The following is a 17,671-nucleotide window of genomic DNA, read 5'->3' on the forward strand; positions in this document are numbered from 1 at the left end:
TGCCATGCAATCAGCGATTCGACAACAGAAAACGTCTCACGCATACTTATGAACGCACAGCATTCATAAGTATGGCTCAAGAAAATTACATGCATATGGAGTTTACAGCTCCGATTCATCCTTATACGGACAGCAACCTATTCGCCAAAGCACTGAGCCAGTTTTCTGTATCCCTGGTTTCTGCGCCAGCAAGACGATCGGCAAGCTCTTCAATCAACAGGGGGCGCAAAACGACGGCTCCAAGCTGGCCGCCGCGCAGCGGGTCGCGCAGAACCACGCGTTCTTCCCGTGCCTCGGCCGATACCGTGGGATAGAGGATCACCGCCGTGCGGCATTCGGTTCCCATTGCGTACAGTGAGAGCTGGTAGAGCCAATCGTCCGGCAAGCCCTTCGCCCAGAGGTCACGGTATTTGGCGTCGGCGAACAGGCGGACGCGCCCCTTTTTCAGCACGGCGAAGTCGGGGCGGGGCGTGGGTGCGCGGCGGCGGCGAGAGCCAGCATCGTATGCGAACATCCCCGACAGCCGGTGCTGGTCGGCCAACTCCATGCCATCCAGGCGTTTGCGCAAAAGCCGCGACAGGAGCCGTTCGAAAAAGCGGTTCATGTCGAACAGAAATCCCGGCAGCGGCAACGAGCCTTCGGGCGTGTCCAATGTGATTCCCTGCCCGGAGAGAAGCAGATCGATCAAGGTCAGAGCCGGCCGATAAACGGCCGTCTGCCGATCAAGCCGCTCGATCGCGCGGCGTGGCGCATCGGCATCCAGGCGCATCGGCGCAACATCGTCGGTCATAGGAGCGGCCATTTCGGCGGCCAAGGCACGAAGTCGCCGTTGAAGAGCGTGGTCGGCGGCGAGGGTGGCGGCTCGCTCCAATCCGGTGCGCAGCAGGCGGTTGAGCGGCCAGTTGGCGTCGCGCACGAAATAGCGGCACGGGAGCGCTGCCGTTACCAGCCCCCCTCGGGCGGCCAATCGCGGGACATCGAGCCGCCCCCGTGGAACGGCGAGTTCCTCGCGCCTCTCCACATAGCGCCGGATCAAGCCTCGCCGCAGCAAAACCTCGGCTTCCTGGGCCAGTTGCTGCGCGAGCAGGTCGGCAAACCCGAACGCCTCCGTCGAATGCTCCGCATCCCCGACCCGGCGCACGTCGCTCAATCCGTAGGTCCAGCGCAGTAGGGCGGACAGCCGTCGCGCCTCCAGCTTCGGACTGATCGCCAGCGCCATCGGACCAAGGCGCAGCCGGCCGACCAGAGACGTGGAATCGACCGTGATCCCGTCACGCCTCTCCACGATCTTCAGCCGACCGCTCCTGGTGAGTTCTTCGGCGAGGATTCGGGCTTGCGGCTCGCCGTCGAAGGACAGCCCGCGGAGTGCTGGATGCGATGCCGGCCCGGCACGCTCCCACTCCGCCAACGCCACGGGGATACCGCCCTGGTCAGCCGCCCGCATCATCCAGGTCATCGGCATCGTCAGCCTCGTCATCGTCCTGAGTGCGCATCGCCTCCGGCGTCGTCGCGGTCTCCGGAAACATCCGTCGGACCGCATCGACCAGATCCGCCTCCCCGTCCGGGCTGAAGCGCTGGTCCCGGATCCGCTGTTCACGAACATCGACGAAGTCGGTGCCCAGGATAGCGGCCAGTGCGTTCCAATCCCCGTAGCAGTGCTCCTCCAGCAACGGAATGATGTCTTCGCGCAGGATCCGCGCAAAGGGGGCGAAGTCGGTGACGGGCACCCCGCGTTCCATCAAGTAGGCATGGCCGATTTGCAGGTTGCGCGCATCCCGTCCCAGCGCGTCGCGCAGCCGCGCGTTGAGCGCGCCGAGCCACGCCGCGAGCGACACGCCACGAACCGCCGCGGCGCCAAGCGCCTGAGGATCGGGCATCAGTTCCAGAAAGCCGAAGCGCCGGCGCAAAGCCGCATCGAGCAGGGCGATCGAGCGGTCGGCGGTGTTCATGGTGCCGATGATGCGCACGTTGGGCGGAACCACAAAGCTGTCGCCGCGCAACGGTAACAGGACCGGCAGCCCGCGTTTGTCGAGTTCCAGGAGCGTCAACGTCTCGCCGAAGATGCGCGGCACGTCGCCGCGATTGATCTCATCGATGAGGAGGAAGAAGTCGCGACAGGGGTTGTCGGCGGCCTCGTCGCACAGCGCCTTGAACAGGCCGGGTGTCGGGTCGAAGACCAGGGCGCCCGCGTTGCCCCGCGCCGGCCGCAGCCCTTCGATGAAGTCCTCGTAGCCGTAACTTGGGTGGAAGGTGCACAGGCGCACCAGCCCGGGTTTGCCGGGCCGTCCGCCGATCGCCTCCCGTTCCGCCGGGGTGGCGTCCTTCCACGCGCACCCGAATGCCTTGCGCGCCGCCAGTTCACGGGCAGCGGTGAGGGCCCAGTGCGTCTTCCCCGTGCCGGGCGGTCCATAGAGGATGATCTGTCCCTTGCGCTCCAGAACCCCGGGGATGCGCGCCAGGATGCCGTCGAGCGGCGGCGGTGCCGGGCGCGGCGGAACCGGGTCCGGCCCACCGTCCGCAGGGGGGCGGGGCGGACGCGGCGGCATCGGGGGCTGCGGCGCCCCAAGAAGCAAGCGGCGCTCGATCTCCACCAAATGGGCCGGATGCACCAGTTCGCGGCAACGGGTCCGGCGGGCCTCCCGCTCCGGCATCTCCCAGGGTGCGGTGTCGAGCCACTGAACCGGACGCAGGTGCGTCCATGGAATGCGCGGGTCATGCCGATAGCCGCCCGTGACGCGGCCGATGGCCCGGACGGTCTGGCCGTCTCCGGCCACCACGATGTCGCCCTCTGCCATGTCGCGGGCAAAGGCGACGAACTGACTGGCCGCGCTGTTCACCGCCAAGACCGCTTGGCCGGGCGAGGCCCTGTGAAGGTGGGCGCGCACCACCTGCCCAACCTCCGACGTCGCGAGGAACTGGCCAGCGTCCGGCACCTGCGGATAGCCGACGGAAACGTGCCCGTCGGCAAGCATGTCGGGGAAGGCGTCATGTCCGTCTTCGTCCCGGGTGCCCACGCGCCAGTACCGGTGCCGGTCGCCATGCCGGTTTCTCAGCACCCGACCCAGCGCCGGAAGCGGGACATCCAGCAATCCGGCAAAGACCTTGAATCGCCCGGCGCTGATGAACCGCTGGGTGCGCGACGCCGCCCCGGCAAGCGGCTGGGGCGGAAGGTCCAGCAGCTTGACGAGGTGAAATCGCTGCACCGGCGCGCTGTGAATGCTCGGGAGCGTTCCGGGAAAGAGCAGTGCCCAGTACTTGTGCGCCCAAATGGCGTCCGCGAGCGGTCCCGCCGCCTGTTCCATGTCCCGCTGAAGATCGCGGCACATGTCATCGTACAAGGTATGATACGGCGCCCAGCCGTGCAACGCTTCCACACCGTTCAGCAGTTGCTTGCGTTGCCGCCGGGCGATCTGCACCGCTTCGGCGACGGAAATCTCCCGCGGCTTGGCCGCCGATCCCGTCATCCAGGCGCCATCGCGGTTGCGCCGATAGACCTCGAACTTGAAGGCGTTGCCGCCAGCGATGGAACCGTAGTCGGACGGAAACTCCTCGTCGTTCTTGAATTCCAACCAGTAGACGAGGCTTTCGTTTCCACGTCCACGCCCATGCATGACGTCCAGAAGGTCCTCGCCGTCGAGGCGGGCAAGACGCTCGGGACCGAAGCGGTCGCGGAACGCCATGGTGTGCCGGTCGATGTCCGCCGGGCTCAGCAAAGCACCATCGGCGGCGAGCCGGTCGCGCCGTTCCCCAAGATCGTCCAGGACAATGGAAAGAAGATCGGGCTGACGGTTCGTCATGCCGCCACTCCTTCACGCTCGGCGCAGAAAGCCGCGAACGCCCGGCACTCCTCGATGTTGCCGATGCCGAGGCTTTCCAACGTGTCCAACTCCGCCATCAAGCTGGACACCGGCACTCCCAACTCCTCCGCCGCCCCGGCGAGGTCCCAGCAACTCAGCGAATGGGGGCCATCGACCTCGTCCTCCGAGTAGACGCGCAGCAGGAGGACTTCCGTTTGCTTGGTGATGGACACCCGCGAGAGCGTCGCCTGGATTTCGGGAAGGAAGGCCAGTATTGGAGCGAGGTGGTCCAAGGCACCGGCCAGCGTGGTGTGGTTGTCTTGTGCGACGCGCGCGAGGAGGGGAAGCGACAGCGTGTCATTCCATGGATACTCTCCATTACCTTCCCGCGACAGCAGACGGAGCGCCTGCGGGTCGAACGATGGCTGATTCGGCGTTTCGCCAAAGTTGGGAATACTGAAGCCCAGCACGCCAAGCGGGCGCGCTATATCAATGATCTCCGCAAGAGGTCGGCGCCAAGTCCATGCTGCATGGAGCAGGTGGATAGGAGACAGTTCATCAAAATATGGCGCTTTGCCGTCCAAATAGACGGTCAACAAAAGCCGCTGCTCGTCGGTCAGCACGACAGCATCCACCCAGCCAGACAGATCCGGGGTTCGCAGCCCGAGAGCCACCAGCGGGCGCACGAAATCAGCGACCTGACCAAATGGCAGTTCTTGCTTAAACGCAATCTCAATGAGCTCTTCTCTTGTCAAATTTCCTGGATACCTTAAAAATCCATGTAGAAAATTTATTGCAAGATCATCTTGCAAAAGTCTATTCAATTCTTCTAAAGATTCCGCATCCGGAACGGACAGTCCAAACCCAGAAAGAGGTCGAAGGGCTTCAACAACTTCCTTAAGTTTAATCCCAACAATTCTGGAAACGCTCAGAAATTTTATCGGCCTTTTCTCGTCTCCTTTTTCCCAAATATGCCACCCGCCTTGAAATAGGAGAAATCGCTGCTTCTTGGAAAGGCACACCACGCCTTTGTCCCGAAGCGGACCAAATTCAGGCGTTGAAATGCCAATTTTTGATAGAGCACAGGAAATCTCCTCAAGTTTTTCTATTGGCAAACCGCTTCTGTTAGATGCAAGAAGAAGATCTGTGACTAAAAGTTGATGCCTAAAAGACCATTCATTCGCTGATGAGTAGAGATTTCGCCAAAAGATGCTCACGGAAAGCGGCGGGCAACGAGGCAGTCCTAACTTCCCCATAAACGCCGCAAGCGAAAGCGGGATCGGCGCCCCCTCCAGTCCTGCATCGAACAATTCCGCCAATCGGATTACCAGCAACCGGCTTTCCGCTGGGGAGACACCATGCCTTGCCAGAAATCCTCCGCGTTCGGCAATTGTGCCCAGCAAAATTTGATCAAAGTCACAGACGCCTGCCGTCGAGGGAAACTCCATCGATATATGATTTTTCCCCGCAGAAATGGCGGGCCACTGGAAAGTCTGCTCGACCAGCGCCTCGCTGATTTGAGCGAGCGCAAGAGGACAGGACTCAAACAGCGCAAATATCTTGTTCAATTGTGGTGCGTCCCACCGTTCAAGTCCACGCCAGCCACCACGGTCGATGCAGTCCCAAACAAACTGAGCGGCGGTTTCATCGGACAAGACTTGGCGACGGTCCACAGACAGACGCGGGCGCAGGTTCTCCGTGAGGTTGGCAGCCGTACCCTTCGGCAGCTGCTCTCGCCTCGGGTGCGTATCGAAATCCATCGGTTCTGGACATTCAGTGCGAATTCCATCCACCAGAAGGGCCGATCGAAGTGGCCGGCGCGAGTGAATGCGTTCGCCAAACTTCAAGCACCAGAATGCCCTCGGAACGCCTCTCGAATCCTCACTGCCGGGCATTGGCAGCACGGGGCCCATGTCCTCCTGAAACCGAGGGGTTGGCTGGCCGCCTGTCAGGTCGTCAACCAGGGCGCCCTCCACCTCAATCCGGACCCGGAATTCAGGAAGCCAGAGCCAGTCAAGCACCGTGCCGCAATAGTCTTCGAGTGGCCGCTCCTGGTCTGTTAGGTACAGTCGCACACAGGTTCCGCTGCCATCGAAGATCTTTCGGACTCCCCGGTCCAAGCGGAACAGACTGCCACTGCCCAGCACGCGGGCATGCATCGGCTCGTCGGACCGTTCGCTGGGCCGCGGAAGACGCTGGGACTCCACCTCCACCTCTTCGGCCAGCATGAAATAGCTGAGCACGCCGATGCCGAAGCGGCTGTTGGGATAGAAGGAAATGCCGGCCTCTTCCCAACGCGCCTTGTCCAGATGGTATTCGTGGCTGTCGGTGAAGCGCTGGCCGGCGCGGGCGAACAGCCGGCGCAGGTGGCGGTCGGCCATGCCGATGCCGTTGTCCTCGCATTCGACGTATCGCCGTCCGCTTTCGTCCGTGGCGAACCGGAAGACGATGCCCCCTTCGTACGCCCGCGCAAGGGACGCCACCTTCCCCGTCTTGCGGAGCCAGTCCTCGTGCGCACGGCGATACCGGCAGGCATCCAGTGCGTTCTGGTACAATTCGCGCAAGGCAAGGTCCGAATCGCCGCACAATTCCTTGCCCATGAGCAATTCCATGACCTGCCCATGGTCGAGCGTGAAGCTCAGATGCTCGGGATCATAGAGGGGGGCATTCCCGCTGCTTTCCGGCTTCAAGTCCCTGGCGTCGAAGGCGGCGGGAAGCGCCGGCGCAATCCGGCAGTGGAGCTCATCAGCCGCGCCCAAGCGGCGCAGATAGGCGTCCAACTCCTCCACAGCATCACGCAACGCGGCGTCGAGCGCCTCGTGCGGACAAAGGAGACCGAGCGTCAGCCGCTCGCCCCGCTCGTGCCATTCGGTGTGCTCCAGGCGTTCCTGTATCTTGGACAGGGTCAGGCGGTCGTCACAGCCCAAGTGCTCGACCAGAACGGCCGACAGACGCCGGGCATCGAGCGCCAGACGAGCCCCGATGTTCAGCAAATGGACGACCTTCACCTCGTCCAGCGTCAGCCCCTTCGCACCATCGCCGACTCGCACGTCGTGATCGAGCCGCGCGCCGGAGCGTCCGGACGCGTCCAGCACCACATCGTCGAACTCGGCGAACATCAGCCGCGCAAAGCGCAAAAGGCGCTCAGCGCTCAGAACGCGCGCAACCCGGTCATCTCCCCACCCCTCCTTCAGCGGCGTCGGGCTGACCGTGTCGGCGACGACAGCGGCGGCCCAACCGATCGACGGGCTGGGGTCCCACAATTCCCCGGCACGATGGCAAAAGGCAGTGAAGCGCCACGCAGCCATATCATCGGCCACCTCGGTCCGGTTACGTTCCCGATGGCGGTCGACCCGGCGGAATCCCGCTTCGTCGTTCAGCGCAGCATTGCGCCAAGCCCTGTGGAACGGGCTCGCTCCGCTGGGGCAGTCCTCGGTGGGAAGCGGGGTGAGCGGCGCCCCTTCTGCCGCCAGCCGTAACTCCGCCGCGGCAAGAACGGCTTCGTAGACGAATGGCACGGCCAGCAGAACCGCGGTTTCCGCCAGGGTGGCATCGGCTTTCGGGAGCAAACACTGCGCGGTTCGCTCCAACGTGCGGAAGGGCGCATCGTCGGCGCGCCAGCGCTGTTGGGGAAAGGCGCGTCGTGTCTCTCTTACACGGCTTTCCGCGCGCAGGGCGATGGCCTCCACCTGCATGGCCAGCGCTGGAGCCTCCCGCTGGAACGGCTCCCACAGCGCCATCGACTTCAGGCGCCGCACCCATGGCGAATTCCCCAACCGGTCGCGGAACTGGCCAGCCCGGCTTTCCTTGACCGATAAACGCCACGGTTCCTTGCGCCGCCCCACCGACGACAGGTCACCCAGGGTGATGCGCTGCGGAGGGTTTGCAAAGCCGTTGAGGCGTTCCTGCGCCAAGGCGATGACGTCGGAGAGGTGATGGCGGTCGTCCTCCGCCTCCAGTGCCTCGGCAAAAGCGCGGGTAAAAGCGCTGCACGCCCCCGCGTCCCTTTCAGGACCGCTTTCCTCGCCTGCGCCACAGCTGAAGATGATGACGATGGTGGGGGCGTCATCCAACGGGCTGACGTCGGCCTCGGAAACATGCGGCGGCAGTCCCTTGGTGTCGTGCTCCAGCGTCAGCCGCATTCCCGCCCGGCACGCGTCGATCAGATAAAGGACCGACGCTGCCTTGGATTGCCGCGCCCAAGAAAACAGGTCCGTGTCACTGATCATGGCCGACACAGGCGATGGATACTCGGTGTTGTAATCCTGTGGAATGATCAGGCGGTGCCCACTCAGCTCGATACCATGACCTGAGAAGTAAACAATCAGATCGTCACCTTCCTCGGCGCCTTTCAGGAAATCGCGAATGCGCGTTTGCATACGAGCCGTGCTGAGATCCGCACCCGGATCCTCGCATCCTGCGCCATAAGCCGACACATTGTTTAGCGGAACTCCCATCCGTTCCAGTGCCTGGCGCATTCGCGGAACATCACTGCGGACATATTCTAGCTTGGGGACCCACTCGTAATCGGCAATCGCGAGCAGCAGGGCGCGGCGGTGGCTCATGATTATCTCTGACGGATGCACGTGATGAATGAAACGGATGCAGCCCAAATCTAATAGCAATAATCCCTGGTATGATAAATCCTCGATTGATACTCAGCCCTTTCCGAGCGACACCGCACCGTAAGACTCCCGCCGAGGGGTCGTGGGTGGCCCACGATAGATCGTACTTCAGGGAGTGGTGTCTCAGCTGGACTTTGCTCATTTACGCCGAAAAGCAAGCGTCGCTACGCGGAATTGAGCACGAGCGGCGATACGCTTGAGCGGCTGTTGTCGGTGGTGGACTTCAAGGTTTTCTGGCCGCCGCTGGACGCGGTGATGATGTTAAAGATCGGTGCTGCAGGCTCTGTACGGTCTGTCGGACGAGCAGGCCGAACATCAGGTCCACGACCGGCTGTCGTTCATGCGGTTCCTCGGGCGGGGGCTGGGCGACCGGGTTCCGGACCGCGCGACCATCTGGCTGTTCCGCGAGGCGCTGGTTGTGGCGGGAGCGATGGAGGGGCTGTTCGCCCGCTTCGACGCGAACTTGAAGGATCGTGGCTACTTCGCGCTGATCGGCCAGATCATCGACGCCTCCATCGTGGAAGCGCCCCGGCAGCGGCTGACCCAGGAGGAGAAGCGCCAGATCCGTGACGGCGAATATCCTCCCTGGCCCCCGGCCAAGGCGCGCCAGAAGGACACGCAGGCGCGCTGAGCGGTGAAACGATGGCAGGTCGAGGCGAAGCCGGGGCCGACGCTCGACGGGTCCGAGGCGCGCCTCGTGGAGGGGCTGCCGATCCCGGCCTTCGGCGAAAATCCGCCTTTTCAGCCAGAATCCAGAGCTCAGCCCCCACACAACGCTGCTTTATCGAGGTGTTCAATCGCGATTAAATCTACCGCGAACGCGAAAAAAACCCGCCAAGCGATTAACTTGACGAGCTTTCTTTCCGGAAATTTGGTTGCGGGGGCAGGATTTGGCCTTTACCGAACACGGTCTCTGCGCTGAGGAGCCGAACGCAAGCGCATCACAGCGCTTACGATTGAGACTCACCCGGCGGAGAGTTCGGGCTTATCTGATACGCTGGATTGCCGCGACCGCTGCGCTTCGCGCATTCTCGAGGCGCCGCAGACGGTCGCGAGGGCGCAGGCCGTGACGTACCAGGCCGGGGAGATCGGATTGCCGGTGACGCTGATCAGCCAGGTGACGATGAACTGGGCGAAACCGCCGAAGATCGATACGCCGACACTGTAGACGATCGACAGGCCTGAGGCGCGCACACGGGACGGAAAGCTCTCCAACAGCAGAAGCAGGCAGGCCCCCGCCCCGACCGCATTGATGGCGATCAGCATCCCGACCACCGCCAGCGCCGCCGGAACGCTGGCGACGTGGGACAGCACCCAGAAGGCGGGATAGGTCAGCACCGCACTCGCCAGCGCGGTCCAGACGACGAAGGGACGGCGCCGGTCCAGGCGATCCGACAGAAGCCCGGCCAGCGGAGCCACCGCCAGCATCGTCGCCCCGGCGACGCAGCCCGTCAGGAAAGCGGTCTCGGGCGGCAACCCGACCATCCGGATCAGATAGGTCGGCATGTAGAAGATGTTGACGTAAGTGGAGGCGGTGCCGCCCATGATCATCAGAACGCCGATCAGCAGCTTTGCCCGGTGACGGGCCAGCAACTCTGCCAGGACGGCGTGGCCGGGATCGGGCTGAGCGGTTTCCGGAAGCAGGCGGCGCAGATAGAGGCCGACCGGTACGATCAGCAGCCCGGCCAGGAAGGGAAGGCGCCATCCCCACGCTTTCAGCGCGTCGGCCGGCAGGTGGGCCGACAGCAGATAGCCGCTGAGCGCGCCCAGCAGGGCGGCCGCCCCCTGGCTGGCCATCTGCCAGCTGACCCGCAGTCCGCGGCCGGCGGGGTGGCCCAACTCCATCAGCATGGTCGTCGACACGCCGATCTCGCCGCCGGCTGAAAAGCCCTGAAGGATGCGGCCGACGACGATGATGGCCGGCGCGGCCGCGCCGATCTGCGCATAGGTCGGGCAAAGCCCGATCAGCAGGGTGCCCAGCGCCATCAGGGCGATGGTCAGCACCAGCGCCGGCCTGCGGCCGACCCGGTCCGCATAGGCGCCGATGACGATCCCGCCCAGCGGCCGGACGACGAAGCCGATGCCGAAGGTCAGCAGCGCCAGCAGCAGCGGGCCGAACTCCGACTGGACCGGGAAGAACAGTTTGCCGATGGCCAGGGCGAAGAAGCTGTAGATGGTGAAGTCGTAAAGCTCCACCGCATTGCCGATCGACAGCGCCAGGATGGCGGCGGGACGCGACGGCGCGGACGGACCGCCGCCGGCGGATTTCGACGATGCCATAGCCCTTCCCCCTCTTTCGGCCATCCGGAGCGCACGAAGGCATTTATAAGAATTCGGTCAATTAGTCTTCGCAAAACCAAAGGGAATGGCACATCCGGGATACCGAACGGAGAGGCTTGCGTCCCTTTTTGCAGCAGATCTGCAAATCAAGACACAAAACAATCCAAATCAACCCCTTGAGCGTCCCGATTATTTCCCCGGCAATATTACTAATACCTAGGGATAGCTTTGAAAAGCGCCCAAATCCGGTAGCCATTGGAGCACCGGCGAACCGCGGCGCCGATCAGCCGAACCGTTGACGCACACGTACGAGGACTTGAACCATGCGATCCGAAGACACGACGTCGGCGCAGGATGCCACGCGCCGCAGCTTCATCGTCGGAACCGTCGGCACCGCGATCGCCGGGGCCGCCGCAGGAGCCACCATCGCGACCACCGCCGCCGCGGCCGAACGCCAGCCCGCCGGAAACGGCTCTGTCCAGCAAAGGGAAGGGAAACGGACGATGACCAACGGCAAGACCGAAGACGGGTTCGTCACCGCCAAGGACGGCGTATCGATCTATTACAAGGATTGGGGACCGCGCGACGCCCAGACGGTCATGTTCCACCATGGCTGGCCGCTGACCGCCGACGACTGGGACGCGCAGATGCTGTTCTTCCTGAACCAGGGCTACCGCGTCGTCGCCCATGACCGCCGCGGGCATGGCCGCTCCACCCAGACGGCGACCGGCAACGAGATGGACACCTATGCCGCCGACGTGCTGGCGGTCGTCGCCGGTCTGGGGTTGAAGAACGTTTTCCATGTCGGCCATTCCACCGGCGGCGGCGAGGTTGCGCGCTACCTGGGCCGCCATGGCACCTCGCGGGCGGGGAAGGCGGCTCTGCTGGGCGCCGTTCCGCCGATCATGGTCAAGACCGAGGCCAATCCCGGCGGCCTGCCGCTGGAGGTGTTCGACGGCTTCCGCGCGGCTCTGGCCGCCAACCGCGCCCAGTTCTTCCGCGACATCCCGTCCGGTCCCTTCTACGGCTTCAACCGCGACGGCGCCCAGGTCTCGCAGGGCATCATCGACAACTGGTGGCGGCAGGGGATGATGGGCGGCACCAAGGCCCATTACGACTGCATCAAGGCTTTCTCCGAGACCGACTTCACCCAGGACCTGAAGAAGATCGACATCCCGGTCCTGGTGATGCACGGCGACGACGACCAGATCGTCCCGATCGCCGATTCCGCCCTGCTGTCGTCCAAGCTGCTGCCCAAGGGCACGCTCAAGGTCTACAAGGGCTTCCCGCACGGCATGGCCACCACGCATGCGGAAACCATCAACGCCGACCTGCTGGCCTTCTTCAAGACCTGAAGGATGCTTCGCCCCCGCAGGGCCGCGCCTGGCGCTGCGGGGGTCAACCTATACGCAGGTATGAATGGCGCAACCTGCTCCACCTGTTGAAATGGATCGGCCGCAACGGACAGGGTTGACGGGCCGGGCCGCGGCTGGAGTGCATGTTGTGCTGAGTGTTCCCACCATCTGCGTCGTCGACGACGATGAAAGCATCCGGGAGAGCCTGGACAACTTTCTGCGTTCGGTCGGTATGCGGGTCCGGACCTTTTCCTCGGCGGAGGAATTCATCGCTTACAGCGGCAAGGCGGACTGCCTGATCACCGACCTGAACCTGACCGGCATGGACGGGCCCAGCCTGCATATGGTGCTGCTGCAGCAGGGCCGCAGCCATCCCGTGATCGTGATGACCGCCTTCGCCACGCCGGCGGCCCGCAGCCGCGCGCTCGCACAGGGGGTCAGCGCCTTTCTGACCAAGCCGCTCGACCCGGAAAGCCTGCTCGTCCTCATCGAAAACGTGCTCAAGACCGAACGGGACCGCGCCCAATGACCGGCCAGCCTTGCCGCAGCGACACCACCGCCGGAGGATACCACTTCGCCGGCTTTGCCACGGGGGAACGGCCCGGCTACGATGGGCCGGCCGGCCGGAGCGGCGGGAAATCGGGTTCGGGGGAGAAATCCATGGCAGATGGCGACAACCCTTCCCTGGTCTGCATCATCGACGACGACGCGGACGTGCGATGCGCGGTGGACAGCCTTCTGCGCTCCGCCGATTACCGGGTGATGACCTTCGCCTCGGCGGAGGAGTTCCTCGCCTGCGGCGAAGCCGCCGATGCCGCCTGCCTGATGCTGGACGTCTATCTGGACGGCGCCGACGGGCTGGAGGTGCAGCAGGCGCTGCAGGACCGTTCCATTTCCGTGCCGGTGGTGCTGATGACCGGCCAGGGCGACATCCCGATGACGGTGCGCGGCATGAAGGCCGGCGCCGTGAATTTCCTGACCAAGCCATTCACCGAACCGGACCTGCTGCAGGCCGTCGCCGAGGCGGTGGAACTGGACGGCCGGCGCCGTGCCGAACGCGGGCAGGACGACACGGTGCGCGGACACTACGCCAAGCTCACCCCGCGCGAGCGCGACGTGATGGCCCTGGTCACCGCCGGACTGATGAACAAGCAGGTGGCGGCGAAGCTGGATCTCAGCGAGGTCACGGTGAAGATCCACCGCGGCAACCTGATGCGCAAGATGCAGGCGCAATCGCTGGCCGACCTCGTCCGCATGGCCGAGATCCTGGGCGTGCGCGAACGGACGGTGACCCGCTACAGCGTCGCCGGCTGAGCCGGTCCCGCCACCGGCAATGAGCCAGCCACCGGCAACGAGAAGGACAGGCTGGCGCCGCCCGGCGCGCCGTCGCGGCCGTTGGCCGCCCACAGCCGTCCGCCATGCTCCTCCACGATCGTCTTGCAGATCGACAGGCCGAGCCCCATCCCCTCCTGCTTGGTGGAGAAGAAGGGGTCGAAGATCCGCGGCAGCACCTCGTCCGGAATGCCGGGTCCGCTGTCGGTGACGGTGAAGGTCACCGCATCCGCCCCGTCCGCCGCCGCGGCGATGGCGATGCGGCGCTCCGGCGACTTCGCCGCCTGCATGGCCTGGATCGCGTTGTAGGCGATGTTGACGATGACCTGCTGGATCTGCGTGCGGTCGCCGACGACGGGCGGCAGATGCGCGGGCACGTCGATGGCGATCCTGGTCTTCTGCCGATAGGCTTCATGCTCCACCAGCGTGACCGCGTCGGCGATGCAGTCATGCGGCTTCATCGGCGTGGTGGACAGTTCCCCCCGCCGCGCGAAGGAGCGCATTTTCGCGACGACCCGCACCGCATGCTGCGTGCTGGCGGTGATGCGGTTCAGGCTGGTGGCCACCTCGCCGAGATTCGGGATCTCGCGGGCCAGCCAGCGTGTTGCCGCGGCGGCATGGGCGGCGATTGACGCCAGCGGCTGCGACACCTCATGCGTCAGCGACGCCGCCAGTTCCCCCACCAGCGACAGGCGCCCGGCATGGCTGAGATTGGCCTGGGCCTCCATCAGCGCCCCCTGCACCCGCTTCAGTTCCGTGACGTCGACGGCGAAGAAATAGAGGCGGCCGTAGGCATCGGGGCCGGCGGGGCCCGGCGGCAGGCTCGCCCGCCACAGGATGGGCACGGTGCGGCCGTCCCTGGTGTGCAGCACGCGCTCCCCCTGGCAGACGGCGTCGCCGCGCACCATCGCCCGGAACACCTGGACGTTGCTGGCGGGATTGGCCGGCAGCCTCACCCGCGATTCCCGCAGGAAGGTCTCCTTGTCCTCGAATCCCAGCAGGTCGAGCGCGGAGCGGTTGGCGTCGAGGATGCGGTGGAACCGCCGCACGTCGAAGAAGAATTGCGGATTGCCGTCCAGGAAGCGGTCGAAATCCGTCACCCCGCCGGCGATCACCTCGTCGACCGCGCGCTTCACCCCCGACCAGTCCTCGCACAGGATCGAGATGGGCGAGATGTCGAACAGGTCGGCATGCCGAAGGTCCATCACCCGTAACCCTTTCCCATCGCCGCACACCATACCGGGACATCGCGATCGGTTGTCCTTCACCATCTATAGGAAATTCTTGAAAAGACGGCAACTTTGTCTCGATTAGCGGCCTCGTGCCGTTTCCGGCCATTCAGTGTCGGAACGGTCCGGCATCCTTAATACCTAGGGATGGATACGAGACAGGCGGGCGGTGGGGAAGAATGGGCGGCAGCCGAACTCCCCACATGAACTCCTTCACGGAGACCGCCATGACCACCATCCATGTCAATGGCCGCGCCTATCAGGTGGCGGTCGAGGACGACACGCCGCTGCTCTGGGTCCTTCGCGACACGCTTGGACTGACCGGGACCAAATATGGCTGCGGCATCGCGCAATGTGGCGCCTGCACCGTGATGATCGACGGCATGGCCGTCCGCTCCTGCCAGACGCCGGTGGACAGCGTCGGCGACGCCGACATCCGCACCATCGACGCCATTGAGGAGGACCCCGTCGGCCGCAAGGTTGTGGAGGCCTGGGTCGCCGGACAGGTGCCACAATGCGGCTATTGCCAGTCCGGACAGGTGATGGCCGCCACCGCCCTGCTGAAGCAGACGCCCAACCCGACCGACGGCGACATCGCCGACGCGATGACCAACCTGTGCCGCTGCGGAACCTACAACCGCGTCGCCGCCGCCATCCGCCAGGCCGCCGGCTGAGAGGAGCACGCATCATGGAACGACTGCTCACAGCAGCGCCGAACAGGCACAAGGACCCGCTCGAACTGCAGATCGAGGCGCAGTCGGCCGTCGCGCTGATGAAGCCGGACGGCGTTTCCAACCTGTCGCGCCGCGCCTTCCTCGGCTTCGGCGCCAGCGCGCTGGTGCTTGGCGCCCTGCTGCCGTCCATGCCGGTGCGGGCGCAGACCGCCGCCTCCGTCAAGCCGGGCACCCGCATTCCGGCCTTCCTGGTCATCGGCAAGGACAATGCCGTCACCCTGCTCAGCCCCTTCGTGGAGGGCGGCCAGGGCATCAACACCGGGCTGGCCCAGATCGTCGGCGAGGAGCTGGACGTCAACCCAGGCCGCTTCACCGTGGAATGCGCCCCGCCGGGGCCGGATTACGCCGTCATCAACGGGCTGCGGATGACCGGCGGCAGCTTCTCCACCCGGTCGAGCTATCCGCTGATGCGCCGGCTGGGCGCCACCGCCCGCGACATGATGATCCGCGCGGCATCCGCAAAGCTGAAGGTCAAGCCGCAGAGCCTGACGACGGAGGACGGCTTCGTCATCCATGCGGCGAGCGGCAGGCGGCAGTCCTATGGCGAGCTGGCTCCTGTCGCCCTCGCCCTGCCGCCGCGCGAGGACGTGGCCCTGCGCGACCCGGCCAGCTTCCGCTATATCCGCCAGCCGGTGGCGCGGCTGGACGTGCGGGCGAAATCGACCGGAAAGGCCGTCTACGCCATCGACCAGAAGCTGGAAGGCATGCTCTATGCCGCGGTCCAGCATGCGCCGAACCAGGGCGGCACCGTGCAGTCCATCGCCAACGAGTCCGCGGTGGCGGTGATGCCCGGCGTCCATTCCGTCCACAGGCTGCCGGGTGCGGTGGCGGTGGCCGCCGACAGCTGGTGGCGCGCCCGCAAGGCGGTGGAGGCGCTGTCGGTGAACTGGTCCGCCCCAGCTGCCACGGGATTCAACACGGTGGCCGCCGACTATGCGTCGGACGGGCTGCTGGCCGCGCTGAAATCCTCCACCGAAGCCGGGCTTCCGGCGGAGACGGAGGGTGACGCCGCCGCCGCCTTCGCCAAGGCCGCCAAGGTGATCGAGGCGGACTACGACGCCCCCTATCTGGTCCACGGCCAGCTGGAGCCGCCCTCTTCCATGGCGCGCTTCAACCCGGACGGCACGCTGGAGCTGTGGGCACCCAACCAGATGCCGGAGCTGTTTCAGTCGGTGGCGGCCCAGACCGCCGGGTTGGCGCCGGAGAAGGTGATCCTGCATTCGCCGATCCTAGGCGGCTTCTTCGGCCGGCATTTCCTCTATGGCAGCGCCAACCCCTTCCTGCAGGTGATCCAACTGGCGAAGGCGACCAGCCGCCCGGTGAAGGTGCTGTGGTCGCGCGAGGAGGAGTTCCGCATGGACGCCCTGCGCCCGCTGAGCTTCAGCCGCTTCCGCGCCGCCATCGGCGCCGACGGGCGCCCCACCGCGATCCAGGCGCGCACGGTCGGCGAAGGGCCGCTCGGCCGCTGGTTCGGCGCGGTGTTCAAGGATCCCATCGACAGCTCGGCGGTGGAGGGCATTACGGAGAAGCCCTACGCCATCCCCAACCGGAGGATGGAATATGTCAAGTTCCCCCATCCCGTGACCATCGCCTTCTGGCGCTCCGTCGGCCATTCGATGAACGACTTCTTCTATGAAGGCTTCCTGGACGAGATCGCCGATGCCGGCGGCCAGGATCCCTTCGCCCTGCGGATGGAGCTGCTGAAGGACAAGCCGCGCCATGCCAAGCTGCTGGAGACCGTCGCAGCGATGTCCGGCGGCTGGAGGCGCGGCCCCTACGAGGTGGACGGCACCCGCCGCGCCCGTGGCGTCTCCATGGCCTCCCCCTTCGGGTCGGAGACGGCGACCATCGCCGAGGTGTCGGTCCAGGGCGGCGAGACGCAGGTCCACAATGTCTGGGTCGCCTTCGATCCCGGCAGCATCGTCAACCCCGCCATCGTGAAGTCGCAGGTGGAATCGGCCGTGGCGCTCGGCCTGTCGGCCACGCTGTTCGAGGAGCTCGTCTACAAGGACGGCGTCCGCCAGTCGCACAATTTCGACGACTATCCGATCCTGTCGCGCCGCTCCATGCCCGCCGTGCATGTCGAGATCGTTGAAAGCGGCGCCCCGATGGGCGGCGTCGGCGAGCCGGGCCTGCCCGGCGTCCCGCCGGCGGTGGTCAATGCGGTGGCGGCACTGAGCGGCCGGCGCATCCGCAGCCTGCCGCTGGCGAAGAACAAGATCGGGGTCTGAGGACTCCCCCTGCCCCGCCGCGCGTGAATGTCCGGAAACGTGGTTTCCACGACATTCACGCCGTCGGGCGTCCATCCTAAACTTCGGG

The 17,671-nt window shown here is 65.1% G+C and carries 10 protein-coding genes and 1 pseudogene; 6 read left to right on the forward strand and 5 right to left on the reverse strand.

Going from position 1 to position 17,671, the window contains the following annotated elements:
• Positions 1–121: 121 nt before the first annotated feature.
• Genes H1Q64_RS17115 through H1Q64_RS17125 form a run of 3 tightly spaced genes read right to left on the reverse strand, consistent with a single transcriptional unit; the run spans position 122 to position 8,362 of the window.
• Positions 122–1,462 (reverse strand): McrC family protein, encoded by a 1,341-nt coding sequence (locus H1Q64_RS17115; protein WP_237906327.1) that lies wholly within the window; start codon positions 1,460–1,462, stop codon positions 122–124.
• On the reverse strand, positions 1,431–3,797 hold the full coding sequence (locus H1Q64_RS17120) for an AAA family ATPase (RefSeq protein WP_237906328.1): 2,367 nt from the start codon (positions 3,795–3,797) through the stop codon (positions 1,431–1,433). Before H1Q64_RS17120 ends, H1Q64_RS17115 begins: the two co-directional genes overlap by 32 nt.
• The gene (locus H1Q64_RS17125) at positions 3,794–8,362 is read right to left on the reverse strand and encodes a caspase family protein (RefSeq protein ID WP_237906329.1); all 4,569 of its coding nucleotides are present in this window, start codon (positions 8,360–8,362) and stop codon (positions 3,794–3,796) included. The genes H1Q64_RS17120 and H1Q64_RS17125 overlap by 4 nt, the downstream gene beginning before the upstream one ends.
• Before the next feature lie 234 nt (positions 8,363–8,596).
• On the opposite strand from H1Q64_RS17125, the pseudogene H1Q64_RS17130 reads away from it, so the two are divergent.
• Positions 8,597–9,050 (forward strand): annotated as a pseudogene (locus H1Q64_RS17130) (transposase); the annotation flags it as partial.
• A gap of 335 nt (positions 9,051–9,385) precedes the next feature.
• On the opposite strand, the gene H1Q64_RS17135 reads toward H1Q64_RS17130, so the two are convergent.
• Complete coding sequence (locus H1Q64_RS17135) at positions 9,386–10,702, reverse strand: MFS transporter (RefSeq protein WP_237906330.1); 1,317 nt, start codon at positions 10,700–10,702, stop codon at positions 9,386–9,388.
• A 323-nt stretch (positions 10,703–11,025) separates the two neighbouring features.
• Here H1Q64_RS17135 and H1Q64_RS17140 point away from each other — a divergent pair, with 323 nt between their 5' ends.
• From H1Q64_RS17140 to H1Q64_RS17150, 3 genes are all read left to right on the forward strand, one after another.
• Positions 11,026–12,057: an alpha/beta fold hydrolase gene (locus H1Q64_RS17140; RefSeq protein ID WP_419468846.1), complete on the forward strand. Its 1,032-nt coding sequence runs from the start codon at positions 11,026–11,028 to the stop codon at positions 12,055–12,057.
• A gap of 64 nt (positions 12,058–12,121) precedes the next feature.
• Positions 12,122–12,586 carry a response regulator transcription factor gene (locus tag H1Q64_RS17145; RefSeq protein ID WP_237906331.1) on the forward strand — a complete coding sequence of 155 codons (465 nt, stop codon included), beginning with the start codon at positions 12,122–12,124 and terminating at the stop codon, positions 12,584–12,586.
• A 131-nt stretch (positions 12,587–12,717) separates the two neighbouring features.
• Positions 12,718–13,371, forward strand: a complete 654-nt coding sequence (locus H1Q64_RS17150; protein ID WP_237906332.1) for a response regulator transcription factor — start codon at positions 12,718–12,720, stop codon at positions 13,369–13,371.
• Here H1Q64_RS17150 and H1Q64_RS17155 read toward each other — a convergent pair.
• Positions 13,353–14,594 carry a sensor histidine kinase gene (locus H1Q64_RS17155; protein ID WP_237906333.1) on the reverse strand — a complete coding sequence of 414 codons (1,242 nt, stop codon included), beginning with the start codon at positions 14,592–14,594 and terminating at the stop codon, positions 13,353–13,355. The genes H1Q64_RS17150 and H1Q64_RS17155 overlap by 19 nt on opposite strands.
• A gap of 251 nt (positions 14,595–14,845) precedes the next feature.
• On the opposite strand from H1Q64_RS17155, the gene H1Q64_RS17160 reads away from it, so the two are divergent.
• Positions 14,846–15,292: a (2Fe-2S)-binding protein gene (locus H1Q64_RS17160; RefSeq protein WP_237906334.1), complete on the forward strand. Its 447-nt coding sequence runs from the start codon at positions 14,846–14,848 to the stop codon at positions 15,290–15,292.
• Between the two features lie 98 nt (positions 15,293–15,390).
• Positions 15,391–17,583, forward strand: coding sequence for a xanthine dehydrogenase family protein molybdopterin-binding subunit (locus tag H1Q64_RS17165; protein ID WP_237906520.1), 2,193 nt, complete (start codon positions 15,391–15,393; stop codon positions 17,581–17,583).
• Positions 17,584–17,671: the final 88 nt, after the last annotated feature.

Origin of the sequence: Azospirillum brasilense (assembly GCF_022023855.1) — a bacterium.
GTDB lineage: Bacteria > Pseudomonadota > Alphaproteobacteria > Azospirillales > Azospirillaceae > Azospirillum > Azospirillum brasilense_F.

What these genes read in the sequence shown, in the direction of transcription:
- H1Q64_RS17115 (WP_237906327.1), bottom strand. Translation starts at nt 1,462, where the DNA reads ATGCCGATGACCTGGATGATGCGGGCGGCTGACCAGGGCGGTATCCCC.
- H1Q64_RS17135 (WP_237906330.1), bottom strand. Translation starts at nt 10,702, where the DNA reads ATGGCATCGTCGAAATCCGCCGGCGGCGGTCCGTCCGCGCCGTCGCGT.
- H1Q64_RS17140 (WP_419468846.1), top strand. Translation starts at nt 11,026, where the DNA reads ATGCGATCCGAAGACACGACGTCGGCGCAGGATGCCACGCGCCGCAGC.
- H1Q64_RS17145 (WP_237906331.1), top strand. Translation starts at nt 12,122, where the DNA reads ATGGCGCAACCTGCTCCACCTGTTGAAATGGATCGGCCGCAACGGACA.
- H1Q64_RS17155 (WP_237906333.1), bottom strand. Translation starts at nt 14,594, where the DNA reads ATGGACCTTCGGCATGCCGACCTGTTCGACATCTCGCCCATCTCGATC.
- H1Q64_RS17125 (WP_237906329.1), bottom strand. Translation starts at nt 8,362, where the DNA reads ATGAGCCACCGCCGCGCCCTGCTGCTCGCGATTGCCGATTACGAGTGG.
- H1Q64_RS17120 (WP_237906328.1), bottom strand. Translation starts at nt 3,797, where the DNA reads ATGACGAACCGTCAGCCCGATCTTCTTTCCATTGTCCTGGACGATCTT.
- H1Q64_RS17160 (WP_237906334.1), top strand. Translation starts at nt 14,846, where the DNA reads ATGACCACCATCCATGTCAATGGCCGCGCCTATCAGGTGGCGGTCGAG.
- H1Q64_RS17165 (WP_237906520.1), top strand. Translation starts at nt 15,391, where the DNA reads ATGAAGCCGGACGGCGTTTCCAACCTGTCGCGCCGCGCCTTCCTCGGC.
- H1Q64_RS17150 (WP_237906332.1), top strand. Translation starts at nt 12,718, where the DNA reads ATGGCAGATGGCGACAACCCTTCCCTGGTCTGCATCATCGACGACGAC.